Origin of the sequence: Tamlana flava, assembly GCF_041287255.1 — a bacterium.
Lineage (GTDB): Bacteria > Bacteroidota > Bacteroidia > Flavobacteriales > Flavobacteriaceae > Tamlana > Tamlana flava.
Window position 1 is genome coordinate 401,268 of the sequence record NZ_JBGGTX010000002.1, and the last position, 26,569, is coordinate 427,836.

The window sequence follows — 26,569 nt, forward strand, 5'->3', positions numbered from 1 at the left end:
AATGAAAAAAAAGGTAGCTTTAATTACTGGGGTAACAGGACAAGATGGAGCTTATTTGAGTGAATTCCTATTAAAGAAAGGATATGAGGTTCATGGTATTAAAAGGCGTTCATCATTGTTCAACACAGATAGGATAGACCATCTATATCAAGACCCACATATAGAGCACAGAGATTTTTTCCTTCACTATGGAGATTTGACTGATAGTACAAATTTAACTAGAATTATTCAAGAGGTTCAACCAGATGAGATATATAATTTGGCCGCTATGAGCCATGTTCATGTGTCTTTTGAAATGCCTGAATATACAGCTAATGCCGATGCTCTTGGCACCTTGAGAATTTTGGAAGCAATCCGGTTGTTGGTAATGGAAAAGAAAACACGGATCTATCAAGCATCAACCTCAGAATTATATGGTAAGGTACAGGCAGTGCCACAAACAGAAACAACACCATTTTACCCAAGAAGCCCGTATGCAGTAGCGAAAATATATGCTTATTGGATAACGGTAAATTACCGAGAAGCTTATGGCATCTATGCTTGTAATGGTATTTTGTTCAATCATGAATCACCTATTAGAGGCGAAACGTTTGTTACTCGAAAAATCACTAGGGCAACCGCTAGAATAGCATTGGGTCTACAGGATAAATTTTATTTGGGGAATTTAGATGCTCAGCGTGACTGGGGGCATGCTAAAGATTATGTTAGAATGATGTGGATGATACTTCAGGCCGATGAAGCTGAAGATTGGGTTATTGCAACAGGAAAAACCACAAGGGTACGAGATTTTGTACGTATGAGTTTTGGCGAAGTTGGAATTGAATTGGAGTTTAAAGGAAATGGCGTTGATGAGAAGGCTTATGTAAAAGCATGTAATAATCCAGAATACCAATTACCAATTGGTAAGGAAGTTTTAAGCGTAGATCCTAAATATTTTAGACCAACAGAGGTCGATTTACTTATTGGCGATGCCACAAAAGCCAAAGAAAAATTAGGTTGGGTGCCAGAATATGATTTGAAGGCATTGGTAAAAGATATGATGCAAAGCGATGTAACCTTAATGAAAAAGGAGCAATACCTTAAAGAAGGAGGTTATAAAATCATGAATTATTTTGAATAATTTTCATGGAAAAAAGCGCTAAAATCTATGTAGCAGGGCATCGAGGTTTGGTTGGAAGTGCTATTCTAAAAAATCTTCAAAAGAAAGGCTTTAAGAACTTAGTTCTAAGGACACACCAAGAACTGGATTTAACCGATCAATCTGCAGTTTCATCTTTTTTCAAACAAGAAAAACCAGAATATGTTTTTTTGGCCGCCGCAAAAGTTGGCGGTATCATTGCAAACAACACATATAGAGGCGATTTCATTTACGAGAATTTGATGATTCAGAATAACGTTATTCATCAAAGCTATCTTCAAAAGGTAAATAAGCTGATGTTTTTAGGAAGTACATGCATATATCCTAAAAATAGTCTCCAACCAATGAAAGAAGAGTATCTGTTAACAGATACCTTGGAATATACAAACGAACCTTATGCTATCGCAAAAATAGCGGGAATCAAGATGTGCGAAAGTTACAATTTGCAGTATGGCACCAATTTTATTTCGGTAATGCCTACCAACTTGTATGGGCCTAATGACAATTTCGATTTAGAAAAATCTCATGTTCTCCCGGCTTTAATCAGAAAAATGCATCTTGCCAAAGAATTATCAGAAGGTAGATACGATGAGGTTTTAAAGGATTTAGGGATAAAATCACTAGAAGAAGCTAAAAGCTATTTGAATAAATTTGGGGTTTCTGAAAACAGCGTGGAAATTTGGGGTTCTGGAAAACCAAAACGAGAGTTTTTATGGAGTGAAGATATGGCCGATGCTTGCGTTTTTCTGATGGAGAACAGAAATTTTAAGGACATCTTTAAAGAAGAGGAGAAGGAGATAAGAAATACACATATTAACATTGGCACAGGAGAGGATGTGTCCATTAGAGAATTAGCGGAAACTATAAAGAGTATCGTAGGATTTAAAGGCAAGTTGGTTTTTAACACAGATAAACCTGATGGTACCATGAGAAAGCTAACGGATGTTTCAAAATTGCATGATTTGGGTTGGAAACATAAAATAAATTTGCGAGAAGGAATAATTAAAATGTACAAATGGTACAATGAAAATGATTGAATACCTAAATACTGCAACAACGGCTGCAGTGCTAGCAGGAAAGGAAATCCTAAAAATATACAATAAAAATTTTGATATAGCCTTTAAAGATGACAAATCTCCTTTAACAGATGCTGATCTTGTATCAAATAAAATAATAATAAATCACCTCAAATTAACCGACATTCCAATAATCAGTGAAGAAAATAAGCAAATTCCATATACCGACAGAAAAAACTGGGATTATTGTTGGATCGTTGACCCAATTGACGGAACTAAAGAGTTCATAAAGAAAAATGGGGAATTTACCGTAAATATAGCTTTGGTAAAAAGCGGAAAAACAAAATTAGGCATTATTTATGTTCCTGCCACAAGAGAACTATATTACACCAATACAAATAAAACCAAGGCTTTCAAAACCATTATGCCAGAAGTAAGCAATAATTTAAGTGATTTATTATTTAGAGAAAAAGATTTAATCACACCAAATTCAGATATAAATTCAGATTTAAAAGTGGTTGGGAGCAGATCGCACATGAATGAGGATACTATTAGGTTTGTGGAAAGCTTAAAAGAAAAATATAAAAGTATTGAAATAGTTTCAAAAGGAAGTTCATTAAAGTTCTGTTTGGTGGCAGAGGGAAAAGCTGATGTATATCCAAGATTTGCCCCTACAATGGAATGGGACACAGCTGCGGGTCAAGCTATTTGCGAAGCGGTTGGGTTAAAAGTTTTAGATCAAACAACACAAAAGCCTATGGAATATAACAGAGAAAACCTTTTAAACAACTATTTCCTGGTAGTCAAATAAATGCCAAAAAACTTGTACAAAAGACATATAGCCAAAGCTTTTACTTGGCGTTTAGTTGGTACCATAGACACAGTATTGTTGTCATGGGCAATTACTGGAAACCCTTTAACAGGATTAAAAATTGGCGCTTTTGAAGTTGTAACAAAATTGGCACTGTATTATTTTCATGAGCAATTTTGGTTTAGAACAAAAATAGAAAAAAGTAAAAAACGACACTTATTTAAAACATTAACATGGAGGATTATTGCAACTGTGGACACAATGCTACTGGCATGGGTAATATCTGGAAATCCCTTAACAGGATTAAGTATAGGTGTTGCCGAAGTAATAACAAAGATGGTCTTGTACTACATTCACGAGCGTGTTTGGTATAAAATAGACTTTGGATTAGAAAAAAGAAGAAGATTAAAAAGATGGAAAAAAACATCACAGACCACGAATACAAAATCAATAGATTTGAAAGGCAAAAACTAAACGGACATAACTCTTTTTTGGTTTTTTTTACTGGTCTATCAGGTTCAGGCAAATCTACTTTGGCAAATGCCCTTGAAGAAAGGCTGAATAAAAACAGAATACATACCTATGTATTGGATGGTGATAATGTAAGGCGTGGTATTAACAAAAATTTAGGTTTTTCTCCAGACGATCGTTCAGAAAATAATAGGAGAATAGGCGAAATATCGAAACTTTTTATCGATGCTGGAATTGTTGTTTTGGCAGCTTTTGTGGCTCCTTATGAAAAAGATAGGAAATTCATCAAAGAAACTGTCAATTCTAATAACTTTGTTGAAGTATTTGTAAATACAAGTCTAGAAGTATGTGAAAAACGCGATGTAAAGGGTTTGTACAAAAAAGCGAGGGCAGGAGAAATTAAAAATATGACAGGAATCTCAGCGCCATATGAAAAGCCTAAAAAACCAGACGTAGAAATATCTCATTTAAACACTGTGGAAGAATCAATTGAAATGATATTTAAAGTTATAAAAGATAAACTAGAACTTAAGGAACATGGGTAAATATTATTTAAATTATTTAGATGAATTGGAATCTGAGGCCATTTACGTTTTAAGAGAAGTTTGGGCACAGTTCCAAAACCCAGTAATACTTTTTTCAGGAGGAAAAGATTCTATAGTAGTCACTCATTTGGCTAAGAAAGCCTTCTATCCGTCTAAAATTCCATTTTCTCTAATGCATGTTGATACTGGACACAATTTTCCTGAAGCCATAAAATTTAGAGATGATTTAATCAATGAACTCGGGGTTAACTTAATTGTAGGGTCTGTTCAACAATCAATAGACGAAGGCCGAGTATCAGAAGAAAAAGGTAAAAATGCAACGCGCAATGCACTTCAAATCACAACTCTTTTAGATGCTATCGAGTCAAATAAGGTAGATTGTGCCATTGGAGGAGGAAGGAGAGATGAAGAAAAAGCCCGAGCTAAAGAGCGTTTTTTTTCCCACAGAGATGATTTTGGGCAATGGGACCCAAAAAACCAACGGCCAGAGCTTTGGAATATTTTTAACGGAAAGTGTTTTGAAGGAGAACATTTTAGAGCTTTTCCGATCAGTAATTGGACTGAAATGGATGTTTGGAATTATATCAAAAGAGAAAATATTATAATACCTTCGTTATACTTTGCCCACGAGAGAGAAGTGGTTTGGCGACAAAGTTCTTGGATTCCAAATTCAGAGTTTTTAGTGCTTGAGGACCACGAGGAAATTGTAACAAAAAAAATACGGTTTAGAACTTTAGGTGATATAACAATAACAGGAGGAATAGAATCTGATGCTGATACGGTTGAAAAAATTGCACAAGAAGTATCGGCGATGAGACAAACGGAACGCGGTAATAGAAGTGATGACAAACGTTCTGAAACTTCTATGGAAGACAGAAAACGACTTGGGTATTTTTAACAAAAAACCTCAAAAATCAAAAATATGAAACCTAATGAAGTTATCTGTTTAACACCTGTTTTTAATGATTGGGAAAGTTTATCAATACTTTTATCTGACATCGAAAAGCAAGCAGCTCTCAATAATGAGTATAAGTTTAGAGCAATTGTAATTAATGATGGGTCTACAGAGCCCATGACAAAGAAAATTCTTGAAAAAAATATTGATGTAGAAGTAATTAATCTAAAACTAAATATAGGCCATCAGAGAGCAATTGCGGTTGGCTTGCAGTATATTTCAAATGAAATAGTAAAAGAGCTAAAAATAAAAGGCATTTCTGGCCATGTTGTTGTTTTAGACGGAGATGGAGAGGATAAGCCTTCAGACATAATGTCAATGGTGCAAAAAGCAAATAATGAAATAGTTTTTGCAAAAAGGGTGAAAAGGAGTGAAGGCATTAGGTTTAAGATTGGCTATTATTTTTATAAACTAATATTTAAGCTACTTACAGGAAAAGCAATCAATTATGGTAATTTCAGTGCGATTCCATTTTCTTTAATAAAGAATGTAGCTCTTTTACCCAACATATGGAATCATTATGCTGGCAGCATAGTTGAATCTAGAATCAAATTTTCGTCTTATCCGACTGAAAGAGGTAACAGATATGCTGGTAAATCTAAAATGAACACAATGAATCTCATTATTCATGGGTTCAGCTCAATTTCAATTTATTTTGATAGATTGTGTTTTAGGGTTTTAAAGTTTTCATTTATATCTATTCTTTTATGTTCAGCATTAATATCATTTGTTTTATATAGCAGATTGTTTACGGATAATGCAATACCAGGTTGGGCCTCTAGTTTAATTCTAATCGCTTTATCAATTGTTGTTCAGCTTTTTTCAGTGACTTTCATTATTTTACTATTTCAGTTAAGTACAAGAAGAGCAATAAGCCCTCCAAACAAAAAACTTTATTTAGACTTTATTAATAGAGAAAAACATGGTTGATAAGCTAAAAAAACTTCTTCTTGACTCTAAATTTGTCTTAGCATTTATATTATTATTGGCAACTATACTAAGATTTTATAATCTTGGTTTTCAAAGCCCTTGGTTAGATGAATTGCACACTATGGTAGAGACAGACCCATCTTTGTCATTTAAAGAATTCTACGACCTTTTATTTACAAGGGAACTAATGCCCCATCTGTACTACCTTTTGGCAAGAATTTTTAGTTTTTTGATTGATGACTCTATAGCAGTGGTAAGGTCCATTTCTGCCATTGCAGGCGTGTTAACAGTTTTTGCAATGTATTTTTTGGGTAAGGAAATGAAATCAAAAAAAGTGGGATTAATAGCCGCACTATTGATGGCCATAAACCATTTTCATATTTATTATTCTCAAGAGGCAAGACCCTATGCATTATTGTCATTATTTACAACAGTGTCGTTTTTGTACCTAATAAGGTTTTTAAAAAAAGAACATATAAAATCAGGGCTGCTATATGCCGTATTTGCGGCATTGATGATTAATACACATTTTTTTGGGTTATTTGTGTTGGTTTCACAAGCTTTGATTATTTTAATCTACTTAAAGGCCATTAATTGGAATAAAGGGTTTTTTATTAATTCCTGTATATCTGGAATTGTAATTCTTTTACTCTTTATTCCTTCAATGCCCATTTTGTTCAAAATATCGCATGTAGATTCGTTTTGGATACCCCCACCATCCCAAACCTTTTTTGCCGATTTGTTTAGTGTTTTCTTCGGTAAGTCTGAGGTTTTAGTAATTATTGCCTTGCTTCTTATAATTATTTATCTGGTAAAGGTTTTTAATACGAAAGAGAAGGAAATTATCAACTTAAACAATACGTATGCAACCAGTTTTGTAATATTAAGTATTTGGTTGTTTGTAACATTTGTTTTGCCGTATATTAGGTCATACACAAATGTGCCCATGATGCTTAATCGGTATTTTACAAGTGCATTACCTGCAATAATTTTAATTTTATCGATGGGGATATCGTCAATAAAGTTTAAAACCAATGCACTAATATTAGGACTCATTTTTGTTACATTTTCATTTGTAAACCTATTCTTGGTTAGAGATTACTACCATAAGGTAACTAAAACACAGTTTAGGGAACTCACTTCAGAGATAGAAAAAAGAAACATTGATAATAGTCTCATTGTTTACAGAATGGCATGGCACATGGAGTATTATTTTAATGACACCCAAATTATTCAAGGTTCACTCAATAACTACATAAATAACTTAAAATCAGGAACCGAAAAAAAGGAGAATTTTTGGGCAGTAGGGGCGCATTTAAACCCTTATGAAGTCACTGCTCAAAATCAAAAATACTTAGACGACAACTTTTATTTAGTGGATGATATTGAACTAAAGGATTGCTGGGCAAAATATTATATTTACAAGAACAGCAAGCAATCCATAAACGTGCCATTGGTTGATTTTGCCCCCAAGTTAACCAACAGCAATTTAGAGTTAGTAATTAAAAGCAATAAAACAGTTACATCAAAGGATGTTTTTTTAAACCAAGGCAAGTACAGATTAGTCTTACGGACAAAAAGTAAGCCTAACCCACCAATTGAAAATGAAAACGCCCATATTGATGTTGCCATCAATGGAAAAAGAATAGGAGGCTTTTATACCAGTTCAAAACAAATAATACCAACGTTTTTTGATTTTGAACTACAAAGTAGTACGGCCATTAATATTCAACTTACTTTTGGCAATGATTACTTTAATGACAAGGTAGACAGAGACTTAATTATTTATGGTGTTTCAATTGAAAAAGTTAGAGAATAAGTTATGAACAAGTTTAGATTAACCTCCGTTTTTATATTGTTTTGTTTGGTCTCTTGCAAAAAAACACCACCATCTACCAATAACGAATATAGGGTATGGTTAAACCCGGACGTAAAATTGGAAGATGTTTTTACTGTTAAAATCAGGCTAAAAGTGTTACATAACGATGAGTTTAAAGTTTATTACACCCAAGACAACACCGAAAATTTTAACGAGGAAAATACCGTAAGAACAAAAATAAATGGAAGCAATGAAGTTCAATTACTTACGTTTAAGTTTCCTAAAGGAACAAAACCCACCAACTTAAGAATAGATTTTGGGTTTAATAAAGAGCAACGTGTATTTGAGCTCAATAATTTGGAACTTAGTTGCCATGACAACTATTTCACCATACCAGGGCCAACGTTTTTGGATTACTTTAAAATATTTGATAATCGCTTAATTTTTGACGCATCAACCGCCCAATTATATGTTAATAAAGATATCGATAGAAAACAGTATTTACCCATTACAGTATCGAAAGAATCGTTAAATGCAGAATTAAAATATTTTTATCAAGAAAATGCAGAGCCTAGCTACGAAACTGTTGAATTTGACCAAGAACAACTATTATATATAACTGAAAAAAACAACGCGAGATTTAGAATTGAGAAGTTTGAGTTTGATGATAATTATCGACTAAAAGTAAAAGGATGGGCAATGCTTGAAAACGTTAATTCAACAGACACCAAGCTTAAAGCTATACTGTTAAAAGACAATTTAGGCTATATAATTGAATCCGAAAATAAAAGCCGGCCCGATGTAACCAACTTTTTTAAATTAAATTACAATGCAGACAATTCAGGGTTTGAAATAGACACCCGGATAAGGCTCATACCCAAAGGCAACTATGTTTTAGGGGTTTTGCTTAATAATGATAAAAAAGGCATTGAAGGTTTATCAATTTCTAATAAACAATTAACAATTCTGTAATTTTTAAAAATAAACGACATAATAATGTTAGATAATAATCAGCTATTGCGTTTTACAACGGCAGGAAGTGTTGATGATGGAAAAAGTACGCTTATAGGGCGCTTACTTTACGATTCAAAATCAATATTTGAAGACCAATTAGAGGCTATTGAGAGTTCAAGTAAAAGAAAAGGCCATGATGGTGTAGATTTGGCCCTATTTACAGACGGTTTAAGAGATGAACGAGAGCAAGGCATTACAATAGACGTGGCATATAGATATTTTACAACACCAAAGCGTAAATTTATAATTGCAGACACGCCTGGCCATATCCAGTATACGCGCAATATGGTAACAGGTGCGTCCACTGCAAATGCTGCACTTATATTGGTAGATGCACGACATGGTGTTGTAGAACAAACCCGAAGACATGCTTTTATTGCCTCTTTGTTACAAATCCCGCATATTATAGTCTGTATCAATAAAATGGATCTAGTTGATTTTAAAGAAGAGACCTATAACAATGTTTTAAGTCAATTTGAAGAGTTTTCTTCAAAACTATTAGTCAAAGATGTTAGATTCATTCCAATGAGCGCTTTATTAGGGGATAATGTTGTTAATCAATCCGAAAATATGCCTTGGTACAAAGGCGCATCATTACTCCATACGTTAGAGACCATGCATATAAGTAGTGACATAAATAAGGTTGATGCACGTTTTCCAGTACAAACCGTTTTACGTCCACAACGAGAAGGATTTATTGATTATAGGGGCTATGCAGGTAGGGTTTCAAGCGGGGTGTTTAGAAAAGGAGATGAGGTTACCATTATGCCATCAGGTTTCACATCTAAGATTAAAACAATTGATGTTTATGATAAACAAATAGACGAAGCATTTGCTCCTATGTCGGTCTCAATCACTCTAGAAGATGACATAGACGTAAGTAGGGGCGATATGCTGGTTCGATCTAATAATAAACCAGAAGCTTCTCAAGATATTGAGGTAATGTTATGCTGGTTAAACAATTCTCCCTCTAGGCCACGTAATAAATACAGTATTTTCCATACTACTAACCAGCAAAAAGCTATGATTAAAGAGATAGTTTATAAAATTGACATTAATTCTTTAAACAGAAAAGAAGTGCAAGTCGAATTAAAAATGAACGAAATAGCAAAGGTGAAACTGAGGACAACAAGACCACTGATGGTAGACTCTTACAGAAAGAACAGAAGTACAGGTAGCATTATTTTGGTTGATGATGCAACGAATGAGACAGTAGCAGCTGGAATGATTGTTTAGCATTATTTTAGAAATTTCTTTAAAAGATTTTTGCAATAAGAAATCAGTAAATATTTAAAACTGAAAAACCAAAATGTACTTTATGTAAAGAGAGCATAAATTCTTCAGAAATTTGGGTTTAAAATTTATCTGGATGAATTTTTCTAGAGTTAATGTCTAGTGTTTTACTTAAAGTTTAATGAAAAAATTAAATGGCCTAGAATGACAAAGCATAAAGACAAAAATTTAATTGAATTAGTAAAGGGGGGCTCTGTTTCTTTGGTCATTAAACTGATGGGCATGTTGTTCGGTTATCTGTCTATGCTTTTTATTACTAAATATTTTGGTGCTGAAGAATGGGGTGTTTATTCATTGTGTATCACAGTTTTAAGTGTTGCGATTATTTTTCCTAAGTTTGGTTTCGATACTTCCTTGGTCAGAATCATAGCAGAGTTAAATGTAAAGAACAAACAAGACCAAATTTCAGGAGTTTTGTTAAGATCTACACTTATTTCAATAGCGCTCTCTTTGCTTGTAATTGTTGCAATAACGCTATTTGCAGATGTTGTTGTTTCTAAAGTAATTAAACAGCCAGAAATGCTTTATTATTTTAAAATAATAAGCATAGCCATCATTCCTATGGCATTGTTAACTATTTATAGTTCATTGTTTCAAGCCCTTAAAAAAACAGCATTTTTTATGTTGTTTCAAGCTACGCTTATTAACGTGGTTTTTTTTATTCTTTTAATTTTTTATTACAATTTTGAAATTGATTTTTCAGGAACATTTAATTTATATGTAATTGCGGTATTTATAGTTTTAATAAGCTTAATACTTTTTCTGGTAATAACAATTAAAAAACTAAATACCGACAAGATTACAAAAAGAGAAAAACCTAGTTTTGGATATTTAAAAATATTTAAAATTTCATTTCCCATGATGATGTCGAGTTCCTTTGCGCTTCTTATTGGATGGGTAGATATTTTCATGTTATCCTATTATAAAACAACAACAGATATTGGCATTTACAATACCACATTAAAATTAGCAGCATTGTCAACGATTACTTTAATGGCTGTTAATGCTATAGCTACTCCAAAATTTGGAGAGTTTTATATAAGTAAAAACATAGCTGGGTTGAAAGAAACAGTTAAAAACTCCACAAAAATGATTTTTTTAACCTCAACACCCATATTGTTGGCTCTTATAGTTTTTGCCAGACCTATTTTGGGTTTTTTTGGCGAAGAGTTTAAAGTTGGTTACCTATCTTTAATCTACTTATGCATATCTCGGTTTATTAATGCAATATCTGGATCTGTTGGATATTTGATGCAAATGACAGATCAGCAAAACCAATTTCAAAATGTTTTGATTGTTGCATTTGTGATTAACTTAATTTTAAATTATTTGTTAATACCGAAATATAGCTATGAAGGTGCAGCAATAGCAAGTGGCTTGTCAATGATATTTTGGAATTTGGCCTTAGTGATTATTATAAAAAGAAAACTTGGTTTTTGGACATTTTATAATCCATTACAAAATCTCCGAGAATAATACTACTTCCAAACATCCAATTTTTTGTCGAGCAGTTTTTCTAAACCCAAAACTTCTTGCTCGAAAGCGGAAGATAAATAATCAAAGGCTTCTTTGCTTATTTTAGGTTTACTTGAGTTTTTAAAAAGGAAAGCATTCTGGATGAACTTTTTTAACCAACGTGGCGTTACATTCCTGGCAAAATCAAATTTTTCTTTCTTCCTTAATAAAACCTTTGAAATTTTCCCTTTAGGAGACCTGTACACATTATGTTTTTTATCCAAATCCAATTCACCCAGTTTAAAATTGGGCAGGCATAAAAACTCCAAAACGGAATTTATTCCTTTCTGTGTGTCCTTAAAAAACTCTTCGTATATAATTACTTTGATATTTTCTTTTTTAAATACGTTATAATAGGATTTCACTTGTGAAAAATACATTCCCAATTCTTTATAAAGCATTACTTTGCCATCTCCCCATACCTTAGGAAAAGTATTTTCATCTCTAATTAATGCTTTTAAAAAATCATCTTCTTTTTCAACACCACTCTTTATATTCATTAAATAATGGGAGAAGGCCCTATTTATTGGATTTCTCAAAATAATAATAATCTTAGCATTAGGGAAATCATCATAAATTCTTTTGGCTGAATTTTTATCCCATAAGTAAGACGGGCTTGCATCGCCCAAAACAGAATAGTTTTTTGAATCCTTATAAAGAGAATAATAAACATCCCTGTCTTTTATGATTTTATTGTGATAGAATTTTTTTGGTTTAGGATTATTGTATACCAACTTATCTTCAGATTCAATATCAGAATAATAATTAGGTTCTTTAACTAGAGGGAAAAACACATCTGAATGGCTTTTAAGATAATTATAAAGTGAAGTTGTTCCCGATTTTGCTGCACCAACAATAAATAAATTAATATTTGGTTTTCCCATTCAGTTATTATTTACAAGTCCGTAAAGATATTTATTTGTGCCTTATAAGCAGAATAATATTTTTTAAAATTAATATCTTTGCGCATCTAGAAAACAGCTTTACAGAATTGCCTCACGATAAAAACATTAATGAAATATACTGTAATAACAGCTACCTTTAATAGTGATAAGACTGTTACAGAAACATTTAATTCTATCTTAAATCAATCCTACAAGGGAGATATTGAGTATATAGTGGTTGATGGGTGCTCTACCGACCAAACAGTTGATATAATTAAATCTTACCAAGAAAAGTTTCAGTTAAAAGGAATTTCGTTTAAATGGATATCAGAAAAAGACAATGGCATTTATGATGCATGGAATAAGGGATTAAATATTGCAACTGGAGATTGGATTTCATTTTTAGGCTCTGATGACATATATTTAAAAAGCGCCCTCGAACTTTACAACGAAACAATATCAAATTTAGAATACCCCAAGGATTTAGTGTATTCAAATGTGGATGTTATAAAAAACAATAAAACAATTAGGGTAATAAATGGCTTGTGGTCATGGAAAATATTTCGGAGAAAAATGAATATTGGCCATGTAGGTGCTTTTCATAACAAGGAATATTTCAAAATCCATGGTAATTATGATGCAGATTACAAAATAGCAGGAGATTATGAATTGCTTCTGAGAGCAAAAGAAAATTTGAAAACAGCCAAAGTAACCTCAACTACCGCCAAGATGGCCTATGGCGGAATTAGCAATAAATTAATTTTTAAGGCTTTCAGTGAATCCATAAAAGCCAAGTACCAGACGGGTAAATTAAACATTCTTCTTTGTTATTTAGATTTTTTGAAAGAATACTCAATATATTTTTTAAAAAAAGTTATTTATAAGAGGGGGGGTAGCTAAAAAAATGAAAAAAAAAAGAACTCTTCTTTTTGTACACCAGTCTTCAGAACTATATGGTTCAGACAAGACACTATTCTATTTAGCTAAATCCGTAAACGAAAACATTAATTTTAATGTCATAGTTGTAATTCCCGATGAGGGGCCTTTAAAAAGGTTGCTTGAAGAAAATCACATTGAAGTTATTATTTCCTCGGTAGTAAAAGTATCTCGGGAAATGTTCTCTTTCTGGAACATTGTGTCTTTACCCTTCAATATTGTTTCATCAATAATTAAACTGAACAAAAACCTCAAGGGGCGTAAAATAGATATAATTCATTCTAATACTTTGGCAGTTTTAGTTGGAGGGTTCTATTCTAAAGTTTATGGAATTAGGCACATATGGCATATTCATGAAATTATTGAACGCCCTAAGTTGGTCAAGGTTATTTATCCAATAATCGTTAATTTTTTTTCAGATTATGTTGTATATAACTCCCAAGCCTCTAAGCGTTTTTTTTCAAAGGGCAACAAGAGTTTAGAAAAGAAATCAATAACCATTTTAAATGGATTGGACAGAGAGAAAAGTGCTTCTTCAGATGAAGAAATAAAAAACATTCGGAGTTCATTGTTTAAAGTTGAGGAAGATGATATTGTAATCGGATTGGTTGGCAGAATAAACAAATGGAAAGGCCATAGTTTGTTGTTAGGGTCTTTTGGTGAGCTTGTTGGTAAGTATAAAAACATTAAACTTGTTTTTGTGGGTTCAGTTGCACCTAAACAGGAAATTTTAATAAAAAACTTAAAAGCTATAATTGAGGAGAAAGACCTGAATAAAAAGTGTAAAATAATTCCTTTTCAAAATGATATTTGGAAGATTTGGGACAGTATAGACATTGCTGTTGTGCCATCCATAGAACCAGAACCCTTTGGATTAGTAGCTGTGGAAGCAATGTTGGCAGAAAAGCCAGTTATTGCTTCAAGCCATGGCGGAGTCAAAGAAATAGTTGTGCATAATAAAACGGGATTTCTTTTTGAGCCCAATAATTCAGGTGAGCTTTGTATTTTTTTAGAGAAAATGATTACCGATAAAAATAAGATTGCTGAGTTTGGTATCAATGGAAAAAACAGAGCAGAGGAAAAGTTCTCACTAAATAGTTATTCAAAAAAATTTATTGAATTATATTCAAATATTTAAAAGTACATCTCTATTTTAATGAAAATAAGTGTTCAGAAAATATACAAATTCGCTTTTTACAGCTTACTTTTTCTTAATTTGTTTTTAGATTCCATTGAAATAAATTTTGCAGCAGGGTTCTTAATCATTTCTTTTATTTCCATTTTTCCTAAAAATAAAATTTCTCGATCATTTTTAAATTTAATTTCACCACTGTTTGTTGTTATTATGGTGTCTTTCTTTGCTGGGTTGTTTTATGAAATTCAACCATATGAAGCGTTACGTGGTTTTGTGTATTTGTTTAAGCCCATTTTATTGATTATTCTAGGCTTTCTTTTGATTAACAAAATAAAAGACAAACACTTTATATTTAATGCTATAGTCTATACTGCGGCAATTTCTGCAACAATTCATATTTTTGAGTTGTTGGTTTTTTTAGCAAACAACCCATTTTCAGTTACTAGAATTAGAGAATTAGACAGAGATAATTTTATTGAATTGTTTGCTTTAGTAATATTGTCTGTAAATTCGAACAAGATATTTCTTTCTCATACTATCTTAAAAAAACTTAAATTTTTTAGGTTTCTCCTCATAATCTCCTTTGTTTTTTATTTTTCCAGAACAATGTTCATTGCTTTGTTTCTTTTGATTATTGCAATGAAAGGCTATGCTAAAATTTCTTCAAAAGGATTACTTTATATAACTATTTTTACCATTGTCTTTAGTTCGTTTTTTGTTTCTTTGCAATTCATGAACCTTGAAAGGGATAGTAGAGGAATTGACGGCTTTTTGTACAAACTTAAAATAGCTCCAGCTGAGATTTTCAGTCCTGATTTAGATATAGATATTCACAACCACGAAAGTCTTTGGGATCATTGGAGGGCTTATGAAGCATTTAAAGCCATACAACAAATTAAGGACATAAATTATAGCGTTGGATGGTTTTTTGGTAAAGGACTTAGCAGTCAAGTAGACCTTGGTTTTGAAGTCCCTTTAGACGGTAAAAGATTTCAGTATATACCAATTATTCACAATGGATATGTATATGTTTTATTCAAGTCAGGAATATTGGGGGTTTTAATGTATATTTATTTTCTAGTTTTTGCTTACATGCAATGCTACAAACCATATCAGAATTTAAGCTTAACAATTGTCAACAACTTCATTTCTGGAGTTGCCATTTTTTTTATTCTAACATCATTAATAATTACTGGAATATATAATAAAAGCGATATTATTGTGCTCTTTCTAGGAGGTTTATTTTCACTACAATTATTTTTTTCTAAAACAAATCAAGAGGATGAAAATAGGTATATTAGGAACTAGAGGAATACCTAACTACCATGGTGGTTTTGAACAATTCACTGAATATTTTTCCGTTTACCTATATGAAAATGGAAATGACGTTTATGTTTATAATTCAAGTTCTCACCCTTATAAAAAAAAGGATTTTAAAGGGGTGAAAATTATTTCTTGTCTCGATCCCGAAGAAAAGATTGGTACAATGGGACAGTTTGTTTATGACCTAAATTGTATATTAAATGCAAGAAAACAAAACTTTGATATAATTTTGCAATTGGGTTATACAAGTAATTCAGTTTGGTATAAATTTTTACCTAAAAAACCTTTGATTATTACTAATATGGACGGTTTGGAGTGGAAACGATCAAAATATTCTAAGCCCGTTAAAAAATTTTTAAAATTTGCAGAAAAACTTGCGGTTAAGTCTAGTGATTTTTTAATTGCTGATTCATTAGGAATCCAAAAATACCTTAAATTACAATATAATATTGAATCTGAATATATAGCATATGGAGCCGAACTTTTTAAATTTCCTAATGAGAGTGTTTTAGAAGAATATAAAGTCAGTGGCTTAAAATATAATATGCTTATAGCTAGATTAGAGCCTGAAAATAATATTGAGGTTATTTTAGACGGTGTCAGTCAATCAAAAAGGGAATATCCCTTCTTAGTTATTGGTAAGCATGGTAATAAATTTGGTGAATATTTGAAGCGAAAATTTAAAGATTCAAAAAACATACGTTTTATTGGGGGAGTCTACGACATAGATAAATTAAATAACCTACGATATTATTCAAATTTATATTTTCATGGTCATTCTGTTGGAGGCACCAATCCTTCTCTATTAGAGGCAATGGCTTCGAATGCATTTATAATTGCTCATGATAATGAATTTAATAAATCGATTTTGGGGGATGATGCCTTTTATTTTAAAGAAAAAGAGGATGTGTCATATTTTGTTGATAATTTTTCTAAAAATGATTTTAGTGATAAGACGAAGAATTGTTTCAACAAAATCGAGGAAAAATTTAATTGGGATTCCATAAACAATAAATATTTAAAATATTTGAGTGAGTGCTATAACACCAATAAATAAAATATTTAATAATAATCTATCTGTTTACGTTGTTGGCTTACTTTTGGCAACTTTAATGTTAGATTACGGCTTTGGTAGTTTTAGCTTGGTGCTTCTAGTTTTTTATTCTTTATTTAAATTTTTTACAAAAAACAATAATGAAGTATTTTTTGATTATAAACTCACCTTTCCTGTTCTTTTATTCCTTTGGTTTTCTGTAACTTACTTTTGGACTATTGATAAATCGCTTACCTTAAAAGGAATAGGCAGAATATCTGCATTGTTTTTAGTTCCATTCGCTTTTTGTTTTTTGCCAAAGTTTACGAGACTTGAGTTTTTCAAAATCTTGAAAGCTTATACCGTAGTGAATTTTTTTTTAGGTATAGTGTTTGTAATCACTTCACTCATTCGGTTTCTGGAATCTAGAAAATTAACAGAATTTACTTATCATGATTTGGTTAGTAGTTTTAATTTAAACGCTATTTATGTTTCTGTCTTTTTTTCACTGAGTTTTTTTTATTTGTTTTTAAAGCCTAAAAAAAGAATTTATGAAATAGTTTTTTTGATTTTTTTCTTGATGATGATTGTTCTATTATCATCAAAGACAATAATTTTTTGTTTATTAATTGGAATAATTTTTATCGGGTGGAAAAAAGTCAAGAATAGAACCCCAAAGCTTGTTGAAATAGTGTTGACTTTTTTGGTAATATGTTTAATTGCGCTTTTAGCAACGAAAGAAATAACTAAAAGGGTAAATGAAGAATTCGTTATAAACTCAGACGAGAAAACAAATTTGTTGCAAGTATTAGAAAAGGATAAATTTTCACAAGTTTACCCTTGGACAGGTACTTCCATTAGACTTTTTCAATTAAGACTTCTCAAAGAACAGATTGAAACCGAACATGTTTTCTTAAATGGTTTTGGCCTCTTTGCCTCTAGAATTGATTTAAAAAAGAGACACGAACAATATGGTACTTATAAGGGCTATCACATATATAATTACCATAATTGCTATGCTCAAGTTTTATCAGAAACGGGAATCATAGGGTTATTATTATTTCTTTTCCTTTTAAGTAGCAATATTGTTTTTGCTTTAAAGTCGAATAATTTGTTGTTTGTTTTTTTTAGTTTTGTGGCTCCTGTTTGGAGTTTTACAGAATCATTCTTGTGGGTGCAAAGAGGAATATTCTTTTTTATAATATTTTATTGCTTGTTTAACAGGACAGAATTTTATGAAAACAAAGAATAGAAAGTATAATTTCAACTTTTTCCTTAATCTAATTATTGTATTAATATAAAGATTTTATAGTGACTAAAATAAAAACTATCTGTTGTATTGGAGCTGGTTACGTTGGTGGACCTACCATGGCGGTAATAGCCCAAAAATGTCCAGATATAAATGTATCAGTTGTAGACCTTAATGAGGCCAGAATTAAAGCTTGGAATGATGATGACTTATCAAAACTTCCTGTTTTTGAGCCCGGATTGGATAAAATTGTAGAAGAAGCAAGGGGGAGAAATTTATTTTTCTCAACAGATGTTGACAAGGCCATTGATCAAGCCGATATGATTTTTATCTCAGTAAACACACCAACCAAAACCTATGGTAAAGGTAAAGGCATGGCTGCCGATTTAAAATATATTGAATTATGTGCCCGGCAAATTGCAAAGGTTGCCAAGGAAGATAAAATTGTAGTTGAAAAATCTACTTTACCTGTTCGTACGGCTTCAGCTATAAAAAATATTTTAGACCATACTGGCAATGGCGTGAAATTTCAAATTCTATCAAACCCTGAATTCTTGGCTGAGGGTACGGCAGTTCAAGATTTGCTAAAGCCAGATAGGGTTTTAATAGGAGGGGATTCTTCTGAAGAAGGTAAAAATGCTATCCAAGCCTTAAAAGGTATTTATGCCAATTGGGTGCCTACAGAAAAAATACTCACTACCAATGTTTGGTCATCTGAGCTTTCAAAACTAACGGCTAATGCCTTTCTGGCACAGCGTGTATCTTCAATCAATGCAATGTCAGTAATATGCGAAAAAACGGGTGCAGATGTTAGCGAGGTAGCAAAAGCAATTGGTTTAGATTCTAGAATAGGTTCTAAGTTCTTAAAATCATCTGTAGGTTTTGGGGGGTCGTGTTTTCAAAAGGACATCTTAAACTTAGTTTATATAGCCAAAAGCTATGGATTGAATGAAGTAGCTGATTATTGGAAACAGGTAGTCGTTATGAACAACTACCAAAAGAATCGGTTCTCTAATAACATAGTTAGTACGTTATACAACACAGTTTCCGGAAAGAAAATTACGTTCTTTGGTTGGGCTTTTAAAAAAGACACTAACGATACTCGTGAATCTGCTGCTATACAAGTTGCCGATAATTTGTTGAATGAGCAAGCAAATATTGAGGTTTATGACCCAAAAGTGGTTGAGGAATCTATTTATGCTGATTTAGATTATTTAAATACAAGAACTGAAGAAGAAAACAGAAGCTTGTTGACGGTAAAAACCGACCCTTATGAAGCTGCGAGGGATTCACATGCAATAGCTGTTCTAACTGAGTGGGATGAATTTAAAACCTACGATTGGCAAAAGATATATAACCATATGTTAAAACCTGCTTTTGTTTTTGATGGGCGGGACGTTTTAGACATAAATGAAATGGAAAAAATTGGTTTTGTTTGTTACTCAATAGGAAAAGGTTCATCTAAATAATTTTCAAAAAATGAAGAAAGTTTTAATAACTGGTGCTGCAGGGTTTTTAGGCTCACATTTATGTGATAGGTTTATTAAAGAAGGCTTTAATGTCATAGCTATGGATAATTTTATTACAGGGGATAGAAGGAATCTTGAGCATTTAGAAAGCCATCCCAATTTTGAGTTTATTGAGCATGATGTAACAGAATTTGTCAAAATAGAAGGTAATCTGGATTATATTTTGCACTTTGCTTCCCCCGCTAGTCCCATAGATTATCTTAAAATACCAATTCAAACATTAAAAGTGGGATCCTTGGGGACTCATAATCTTCTGGGCTTGGCCAAGGCAAAAAAGGCAAGAATCTTAATAGCATCAACATCCGAAGTATATGGTGATCCGCTTGTTCACCCTCAGACTGAAGATTACTATGGCAATGTTAACACTATTGGACCAAGAGGGGTTTATGATGAAGCTAAGCGTTTTCAAGAATCTATTACTATGGCCTACCATAGGTTTCATGGTATTGAGACAAGGGTCGTTCGAATTTTTAATACTTATGGGCCGCGTATGCGACTTAACGATGGGCGTGTAATCCCTGCATTTATTGGGCAGGCATTGCGTGGTGAAGATTTAACAGTTTTTGGAGATGGTTCGCAAACTCGTTCTTTTTGTTATGTTGATGACCAAGTAGAAGGTATTTATCGTTTAATGTTTAGTGATTATTCATATCCTGTTAACATTGGTAACCCCCATGAAATAACAATAAAAGAGTTTGCGGAGGAAATAATTAAGCTTACAGGCACTACACAAAAAATAGTTTATAAAGAACTTCCCCAAAATGACCCACTTCAACGACAACCGGATATAAGCCTTGCAAAAAAAATACTAAATTGGGAGCCTAAAATTGACAGATCTAAAGGCATGAATATTACCTATAATTATTTTAAAAAATTATCCAAGGAGGAATTGTTTAAAAGCGAACATAAAGATTTTAAAAACCACATAAAAAAATAAATTGAATACTTTTAAACAGGGTAGATATTCTGGTTTTATAAAGCCCATTTCTTATTTCATCGATTTAAGTATAATTGTTGGCGCTATTTTTTTATTCGAAATTAATTTAAAAAATCTTTATCCTTTTATTTTTTACGCATGTTTTTTTTGGATAATTATTGCATTCAAAAACCATTTTTATGAAGTTCAGAGATATACCAAGGTAGTTCAAATATTTACTCTCCTATTAAGGCAAATTGTCTTTTTCGTTTTTGTTTTATATGCATTTATTGGGTTTTTTAAGCAACCAAATATTAGTAGATGGGCTCTTGGTAATTATCTTGTCTTGGTTTTTTTTCTGGTTACGTGCTTTAAATTTTTGGTCTTTTTTTTGTTGAATAAATATAGATCTGCGTTGGGTGGAAATTTTAGAAAGGTCATTGTAATTGGTGATACAGAAAAGACACGTCAGCTTATAAACATTTTTAACGCTAGGCCAAGCTTTGGATATAAGTTTATAAAACAATTTTCAGTAAAAGGAGATGAATTTTCCCTTCAAAAGTGTTTTAATTTTATCATAGAAAATGATATTAATGAAATTTATTTTTCTGTTGCAGATTTATCTAATAAACAGATAAATAAACTAATTGATTTTGCTGACAATAATTTGAGGGAACTAAAATTTATTCCGGATAACAAGGACATCTATACAAAAAAATTAAAATATGAGTATTACGATTATATACCGATTCTTTCATTAAGAACTATACCAATACAGGATACAGTAAATAAATTTACTAAACGGTTTTTTGATATCACTTTTGCCCTTTTTATAATAATTTTTATTTTATCATGGTTAACTCCAATTTTGGCAATCATAATAAAAATGGAATCTAAGGGCCCTGTGTTTTTTAAGCAATCCAGAAACGGATTTAATTATAAAGAGTTTGATTGTTATAAGTTTCGTTCTATGACACCCAACAAAGACGCCCACCTTTACCAAGCTACAAAAGGTGACCAAAGAGTTACTAAAGTAGGTGCTTTTATCAGAAAAACCAGTATTGATGAACTTCCGCAATTTTTTAATGTACTTTTTGGCGACATGTCCGTTGTGGGGCCGAGACCACATATGGTAAGCCATACCAATATGTATGCCCAAAGAATAGATAAATTCATGGTTCGTCATTTTGTAAAACCAGGTATAACAGGCCTAGCCCAAACTAGTGGTTTTAGGGGTGAAGTAGAAACAGATAAGGATATTATTAACCGTGTTAAGTTCGATATCTTTTACATTGAAAACTGGTCGTTGTTGCTCGATTTTAAAATTATAGCACAAACACTTATAAATGCTTTAAAAGGAGAGGATAAAGCTTATTAATTAAAATAAGCCAAATGAGAAACCCAAACGTTTTATACTTAGGCAATAACTTGTTGAGCAAAACAGGCTACCCTTCTACATTACAAATACTTAGTGAATTCCTCCAAAGCGAGGGTTATAATATAAAAGCGGCTTCGAGTAAATCAAATGTAATATTAAGAATGCTGGATATGTTTTACAGCATTTTCAAACACCAAAAAAGGACAGATATAGTTTTAATAGATGCCTACAGCACCTTAAATTTTTATTACACTTATTTTTGTGTCGTATTGTTGAAGTGCTTAAAGAAACCTTATATCCCTATTCTCCACGGTGGAAACTTACCGGAAAGATTAAAAAAATCGCCAAAGCTCTCAAAAGCAGTATTTTCAAATGCATTTATAAATGTGGCCCCTTCTGGATATTTATCAGAAGTTTTCCAGCAGGCAGGTTTTAAAACCACCTGCATTCCCAATACATTAAAAATAGAGCAATATGGGTTTAAGCATAGAAAAAAAGTATCTCCAAAACTGTTGTTCGTTAGGGCATTTACGGCCATTTACAACCCGTTAATGGCAATAAGAGTATTGTTCGAGCTCAAAAAAGACTTTCCAAATGCCAAGCTTTGTATGGTAGGTCCAGACCGTGATGGAACATTAGCAAATGTAAAAGCACTTGCAAAAGAGTTGGATTTAGAAAGCTCAGTTGAGTTCACTGGAGTGTTACCAAAAGAAGAATGGCACAAAAAATCTGAAAATTTCGATATTTTTATCAACACTAGTAATGTCGATAATATGCCAGTTAGTATTATTGAGGCCATGGCATTGGGGCTTCCTGTTGTAACCACCAACGTTGGTGGCATGAAGTATTTGGTAGAAGATAAAGTAACCGGGTTTCTAGTGAAACCAAATGATGTTCAGGCCATGACCAAATCAATAAAATACTTAATTGAAAATGGCTCTGATAACATGACCCAAAACGCCCGAAAGCAAATTGAGACCTATCAATGGAAGGTTGTAAAGCACCAATGGAACAAACTTTTATCTCAAGGATGATTTATAAATGGCTTTACATTATAGGTAGAAACTTTAGGAACCCGTCCTCAAAACAAATCCATCGGTTTTTAAGCAATTCGCATCATTTTTCCTTAGAAGAATTGGAGTCGTTTCAGCTTAAAAAACTAAAAGAACTGGTTAATTTTGCATATCAGCACTCCGAATATTACCGTAGAATATTTAATGAAAAAAGTATTAAGCCTTCCGATATCACATCCCTTTCTGACTTAAAAAAGCTGCCTATAATCACGAAACGTGAACTCATTCAGCACAATTCAGAAATACATACAGATTTTAAGTTCAAAAAAACCTTCAAAGCCAAAACTTCTGGAACTTCGGGTGAGTCATTGGTTTTTAAAAGAAATGAGTATGCCGATTCTTTCAACCGAGCGATAATTAATCATAATTATGGCAGTTATGGGTTAAATCCCTGGGACCGAAATGGTTATTTTTGGGGTTTCAACAAGTTGTTTTTCGACAAGTTAATAACCCAAATTTTAGATGCGTTTCAAAATCGGTTCAGGGTATTTTCCTATTCGAAAACCGAACTACTTAAGTTCATAAAAAAACTGAAATGCGCCCGCTACATTCATGGTTACTCATCAAGTATTTACGAAACGGCCAAGGCCATAAATAATTCAAAAATTAAAAAGCCCACAAAAATAAAAATGGTTAAAGGCACTTCAGAAAAGATTTTCGATTATTATCAACCCGAAATAATAAAGGCTTTCGGTGCAAAAATGATTAGCGAATATGGTGCTGCTGAGGCTGGTATTATTGCTTTTGAATGTCTGCAGGGAAATATGCACATTAACATGGAAGGTGTAATTGTTGAAGAAGTAAATAACGAAATTTTGGTAACTAACCTGCATATGCAATCGTTTCCCGTAATCCGTTATAAATTAGGTGATTATATTAAACTGGCACCGCGTGATGTAAAATGCCCCTGTGGAAAAAATCATGTGATTTTAGATGATGTTTTAGGACGTATTGGCGAAACCGTTTTCGGATTAAAAAACAGGTACCCGAGTTTATATTTATACTATATTTTTAAAAACCTATCGGAAAAGTATCGATTAAATTTAGAGTACCAAGTGCTTCAAAAGGAAAAAGGGCAGTTAATTTTTAATATTTCCTCAGTTTTGTTATCTATCGAAAAGCAATTATTAGTTGCCGAAATTGAACGTTATTTTAAAGACGTATCGTACATCATAAATTCAGACACTAAATTTTTAGCTAAGAAAGGGAAAAAGAAAAGTTTTATTTCAACTATCAATGAATCATAACGCACCTCTTGTTTCGGTTATAACGGCCTGCTACAATTCTGAAAAGCACATTTCAGAAGCTATTAACAGTGTGCTCAACCAAACATACCAAAATTGGGAAATGCTGCTGGTTGATGACTGCTCCTCCGATAATACGATTTTTGTAATTGAGAAATTTCAAAAAAAAGATGCGCGGATAAAACTATTCCAGTTGACCAAAAATTCGGGTGCAGGTATAACTCGAAATAAAGCCATAAAGGAGGCCCAAGGGAGGTTTATTGCTTTTTTAGATAGTGACGATAGGTGGCTGCCACAAAAGCTTGAAAGGCAAATTGATTTTATGCTGAAAAACGAGTATCGTTTATCGCACACCGCTTATGAGATTATTGAAAACAGCGGAAAATCGACTAATAAAATCATAAACCCCAAAGCTGTTTTAAACTATCAAGATATGCTCTATTCCAATAAAATAGGGTGTTTAACTGCTATTTTCGACCAAAGTAAATTAGGGAAAGTCTATTTGCCAATTATTAGAAAACGGCAAGATTACGGTCTTTGGTTAAAAATTTTAAAAACTGGAGCGCGTGCTTATTCATTGCCAGAAGTATTGGCGCAATACCGAAAAACCGAAAATTCAATATCTCAAAATAAGCTGAAATTAATGAAATGGAACTGGAAATTATTTCGGGAAGTAGAGCATCTTTCAATTTTAAAATCCATGTACTATTTGGCCTGTAATGTAGTTATAAAATTAAAAAGTTAAATACTGGGGCGGCTTCAAAGCCAAAAAACACCTCTATCTATTAGTGGCTTAAAATAAAAGCAATTATTTTTGTCCTTTCAAAAAATAAATCAGAATATGAAGATCTTAATACTTGGCTCGGGGGGAAGAGAACACACATTTGCATGGAAAATGGCACAAAGTCCAAAGTGTAAACAACTGTTTGTGGCTCCTGGTAATTCCGGTACGGCCGAAGTGGCAACCAATGTAAATATCAGCGAAACCGATTTTGATGCAATAAAAGAGTTGGTGCTGAATGAAGATATAGAATTGGTTGTTGTAGGGCCCGAAGCACCGTTGGTAAATGGAGTTCATGATTATTTTTTAAATGACGATGCCATAAAACATGTTAAGGTTATTGGCCCTCAAAAAATAGCTGCAGAGCTTGAAGGGAGTAAGGAGTTTGCAAAAGAGTTTATGTTTCGTCATAATATTCCAACAGCGGCATACGAAAGTTTTACGGCTGAAACCGTTGAAAAAGGGTATGCATTTTTAGAAAGTTTAAACCCTCCTTATGTATTGAAAGCTGATGGTTTGGCTGCAGGAAAAGGGGTTGTTATTTTAAACGATTTAAATGAAGCTAAAGCTGAATTGAAGAGCATGTTGCTTGATGCCAAGTTTGGGGCTGCGAGCACTAAAGTGGTTATTGAAGAATTTTTGGATGGCATTGAGTTGAGCTGCTTTGTGTTGACCGATGGTAAAAACTATAAAATCCTTCCAACAGCTAAAGATTACAAACGCATTGGTGAGGGCGACACTGGTTTAAACACTGGTGGTATGGGTGCAGTTTCTCCTGTGCCATTTGCAACTTATGAGTTCTTAAACAAAATTGAAGAGCGCATTGTAAAACCAACCATAAATGGGTTTAAAAAAGACAATCTCCCATATGTTGGTTTTGTGTTTATTGGGCTTATTAAAGTAGATAACGACGACCCAAAAGTAATTGAGTACAATGTGCGAATGGGCGACCCTGAAACCGAAGTGGTTTTTCCAAGATTAAAAAATGATTTAGTTGAAGTACTCCAAGCTATGGCTAATGGTACTTTAGATAAAATAAATATTGAAATTGATGAACGAGCGGCAACTACAGTAGTTCTCGTTTCTGGTGGATACCCTGAAGAATACGAAAAAGGTAAAGAAATTACGGGTATTGATGCTGTTAAAGATTCCATACCTTTCCACGCTGGGGCGCAATTAAAAAATGGTAAAGTGGTAACCTCTGGTGGTCGTGTTATGGCTATCACGTCATACGGAAATACGTACCACGAGGCCTTAAAAAAATCTTACCAAAGTATAGAAAAACTACATTTTGATAAGATGAACTATCGTAAAGATATTGGATTCGATTTATAGGAATGAATGAGAAGATATGCTTTTATCTTCTTCATTATTGTCATTAAATCCTTTTAATTGTTTCATCCAGTAGACCATGGCTACCAAACCAATGATACTGAAAATCCAAGAAATTGCATTTGCACCAAACCAACTGTCAAGTTCTAGCACTCTTAAAGCATCAAAAGGCGCAAACAGTACATTAACAAATAAATCTTGAATGGCGTAAAAGAAATCTTTCATCTTGTGTTATTTTATTATTTACCA

25 protein-coding genes are annotated in these 26,569 nt (G+C 32.6%); 23 read left to right on the top strand and 2 right to left on the bottom strand.

Going from position 1 to position 26,569, the window contains the following annotated elements; genetic code table 11:
* Position 1: 1 nt before the first annotated feature.
* The 11 genes from gmd to ACB104_RS06275 all read left to right on the top strand — a co-directional run bounded on the left by gmd (position 2) and on the right by ACB104_RS06275 (position 11,468).
* Complete coding sequence (gene gmd, locus ACB104_RS06225) at positions 2-1,120, top strand: GDP-mannose 4,6-dehydratase (RefSeq protein WP_370477419.1); 1,119 nt, start codon at positions 2-4, stop codon at positions 1,118-1,120.
* Between the two features lie 5 nt (positions 1,121-1,125).
* Positions 1,126-2,175, top strand: coding sequence for a GDP-L-fucose synthase family protein (locus ACB104_RS06230; RefSeq protein WP_370477420.1), 1,050 nt, complete (start codon positions 1,126-1,128; stop codon positions 2,173-2,175).
* Positions 2,168-2,965, top strand: a complete 798-nt coding sequence (cysQ, locus tag ACB104_RS06235; protein WP_370477421.1) for a 3'(2'),5'-bisphosphate nucleotidase CysQ — start codon at positions 2,168-2,170, stop codon at positions 2,963-2,965. Before ACB104_RS06230 ends, cysQ begins: the two co-directional genes overlap by 8 nt.
* Complete coding sequence (locus ACB104_RS06240; protein ID WP_370477422.1) at positions 2,966-3,439, top strand: DUF2061 domain-containing protein; 474 nt, start codon at positions 2,966-2,968, stop codon at positions 3,437-3,439.
* On the top strand, positions 3,379-3,981 hold the full coding sequence (gene cysC / locus ACB104_RS06245; RefSeq protein ID WP_370477423.1) for an adenylyl-sulfate kinase: 603 nt from the start codon (positions 3,379-3,381) through the stop codon (positions 3,979-3,981). Before ACB104_RS06240 ends, cysC begins: the two co-directional genes overlap by 61 nt.
* Positions 3,974-4,879 (top strand): sulfate adenylyltransferase subunit CysD, encoded by a 906-nt coding sequence (gene cysD / locus ACB104_RS06250; RefSeq protein ID WP_370477424.1) that lies wholly within the window; start codon positions 3,974-3,976, stop codon positions 4,877-4,879. The genes cysC and cysD overlap by 8 nt, the downstream gene beginning before the upstream one ends.
* A 24-nt stretch (positions 4,880-4,903) precedes the next feature.
* Positions 4,904-5,866, top strand: coding sequence for a glycosyltransferase (locus tag ACB104_RS06255; protein ID WP_370477425.1), 963 nt, complete (start codon positions 4,904-4,906; stop codon positions 5,864-5,866).
* Positions 5,859-7,685 carry a glycosyltransferase family 39 protein gene (locus ACB104_RS06260; RefSeq protein WP_370477426.1) on the top strand — a complete coding sequence of 609 codons (1,827 nt, stop codon included), beginning with the start codon at positions 5,859-5,861 and terminating at the stop codon, positions 7,683-7,685. Before ACB104_RS06255 ends, ACB104_RS06260 begins: the two co-directional genes overlap by 8 nt.
* 3 nt (positions 7,686-7,688) lie before the next feature.
* Positions 7,689-8,657 carry a hypothetical protein gene (locus ACB104_RS06265; protein WP_370477427.1) on the top strand — a complete coding sequence of 323 codons (969 nt, stop codon included), beginning with the start codon at positions 7,689-7,691 and terminating at the stop codon, positions 8,655-8,657.
* Between the two features lie 24 nt (positions 8,658-8,681).
* A complete protein-coding gene (cysN, locus tag ACB104_RS06270; RefSeq protein WP_370477428.1) occupies positions 8,682-9,935 on the top strand; it encodes a sulfate adenylyltransferase subunit CysN in 1,254 nt (417 codons plus the stop codon).
* Positions 9,936-10,136: 201 nt separating this feature from the next.
* Positions 10,137-11,468 (top strand): flippase, encoded by a 1,332-nt coding sequence (locus tag ACB104_RS06275; protein ID WP_370477429.1) that lies wholly within the window; start codon positions 10,137-10,139, stop codon positions 11,466-11,468.
* A gap of 2 nt (positions 11,469-11,470) precedes the next feature.
* Here the strand turns inward: ACB104_RS06275 and ACB104_RS06280 are convergent, their stop codons facing one another.
* On the bottom strand, positions 11,471-12,391 hold the full coding sequence (locus tag ACB104_RS06280; protein WP_370477430.1) for a sulfotransferase family protein: 921 nt from the start codon (positions 12,389-12,391) through the stop codon (positions 11,471-11,473).
* Between the two features lie 129 nt (positions 12,392-12,520).
* Between ACB104_RS06280 and ACB104_RS06285 the strand changes: the two genes are divergently transcribed.
* The 12 genes from ACB104_RS06285 to purD all read left to right on the top strand — a co-directional run bounded on the left by ACB104_RS06285 (position 12,521) and on the right by purD (position 26,323).
* Positions 12,521-13,291: a glycosyltransferase family 2 protein gene (locus ACB104_RS06285; protein ID WP_370477431.1), complete on the top strand. Its 771-nt coding sequence runs from the start codon at positions 12,521-12,523 to the stop codon at positions 13,289-13,291.
* Between the two features lie 4 nt (positions 13,292-13,295).
* Positions 13,296-14,465: a glycosyltransferase family 4 protein gene (locus tag ACB104_RS06290; RefSeq protein WP_370477432.1), complete on the top strand. Its 1,170-nt coding sequence runs from the start codon at positions 13,296-13,298 to the stop codon at positions 14,463-14,465.
* Between the two features lie 78 nt (positions 14,466-14,543).
* The gene (locus ACB104_RS06295) at positions 14,544-15,770 is read left to right on the top strand and encodes a hypothetical protein (protein ID WP_370477433.1); all 1,227 of its coding nucleotides are present in this window, start codon (positions 14,544-14,546) and stop codon (positions 15,768-15,770) included.
* A complete protein-coding gene (locus tag ACB104_RS06300; protein WP_370477434.1) occupies positions 15,745-16,842 on the top strand; it encodes a DUF1972 domain-containing protein in 1,098 nt (365 codons plus the stop codon). Before ACB104_RS06295 ends, ACB104_RS06300 begins: the two co-directional genes overlap by 26 nt.
* Positions 16,817-18,070, top strand: coding sequence for an O-antigen ligase family protein (locus tag ACB104_RS06305; RefSeq protein WP_370477435.1), 1,254 nt, complete (start codon positions 16,817-16,819; stop codon positions 18,068-18,070). The genes ACB104_RS06300 and ACB104_RS06305 overlap by 26 nt, the downstream gene beginning before the upstream one ends.
* 59 nt (positions 18,071-18,129) lie before the next feature.
* On the top strand, positions 18,130-19,536 hold the full coding sequence (locus tag ACB104_RS06310; protein ID WP_370477436.1) for a UDP-glucose 6-dehydrogenase: 1,407 nt from the start codon (positions 18,130-18,132) through the stop codon (positions 19,534-19,536).
* A gap of 10 nt (positions 19,537-19,546) precedes the next feature.
* Positions 19,547-20,533, top strand: a complete 987-nt coding sequence (locus tag ACB104_RS06315) for a UDP-glucuronic acid decarboxylase family protein (RefSeq protein ID WP_370477437.1) — start codon at positions 19,547-19,549, stop codon at positions 20,531-20,533.
* Position 20,534: 1 nt separating this feature from the next.
* Positions 20,535-21,890: an undecaprenyl-phosphate glucose phosphotransferase gene (locus ACB104_RS06320; RefSeq protein WP_370477438.1), complete on the top strand. Its 1,356-nt coding sequence runs from the start codon at positions 20,535-20,537 to the stop codon at positions 21,888-21,890.
* A gap of 14 nt (positions 21,891-21,904) precedes the next feature.
* Positions 21,905-22,924: a glycosyltransferase family 4 protein gene (locus ACB104_RS06325; protein ID WP_370477439.1), complete on the top strand. Its 1,020-nt coding sequence runs from the start codon at positions 21,905-21,907 to the stop codon at positions 22,922-22,924.
* Complete coding sequence (locus tag ACB104_RS06330; protein ID WP_370477440.1) at positions 22,897-24,210, top strand: phenylacetate--CoA ligase family protein; 1,314 nt, start codon at positions 22,897-22,899, stop codon at positions 24,208-24,210. Before ACB104_RS06325 ends, ACB104_RS06330 begins: the two co-directional genes overlap by 28 nt.
* Positions 24,200-24,952, top strand: a complete 753-nt coding sequence (locus ACB104_RS06335; protein ID WP_370477441.1) for a glycosyltransferase family 2 protein — start codon at positions 24,200-24,202, stop codon at positions 24,950-24,952. Before ACB104_RS06330 ends, ACB104_RS06335 begins: the two co-directional genes overlap by 11 nt.
* 96 nt (positions 24,953-25,048) lie before the next feature.
* A complete protein-coding gene (purD, locus tag ACB104_RS06340) occupies positions 25,049-26,323 on the top strand; it encodes a phosphoribosylamine--glycine ligase (RefSeq protein ID WP_370477442.1) in 1,275 nt (424 codons plus the stop codon).
* On the opposite strand, the gene ACB104_RS06345 is transcribed toward purD, so the two are convergent.
* Positions 26,318-26,545 (bottom strand): DUF6341 family protein, encoded by a 228-nt coding sequence (locus ACB104_RS06345; protein WP_370477443.1) that lies wholly within the window; start codon positions 26,543-26,545, stop codon positions 26,318-26,320. The two genes, purD and ACB104_RS06345, sit on opposite strands and share 6 nt — an antisense overlap.
* Positions 26,546-26,569: the final 24 nt, after the last annotated feature.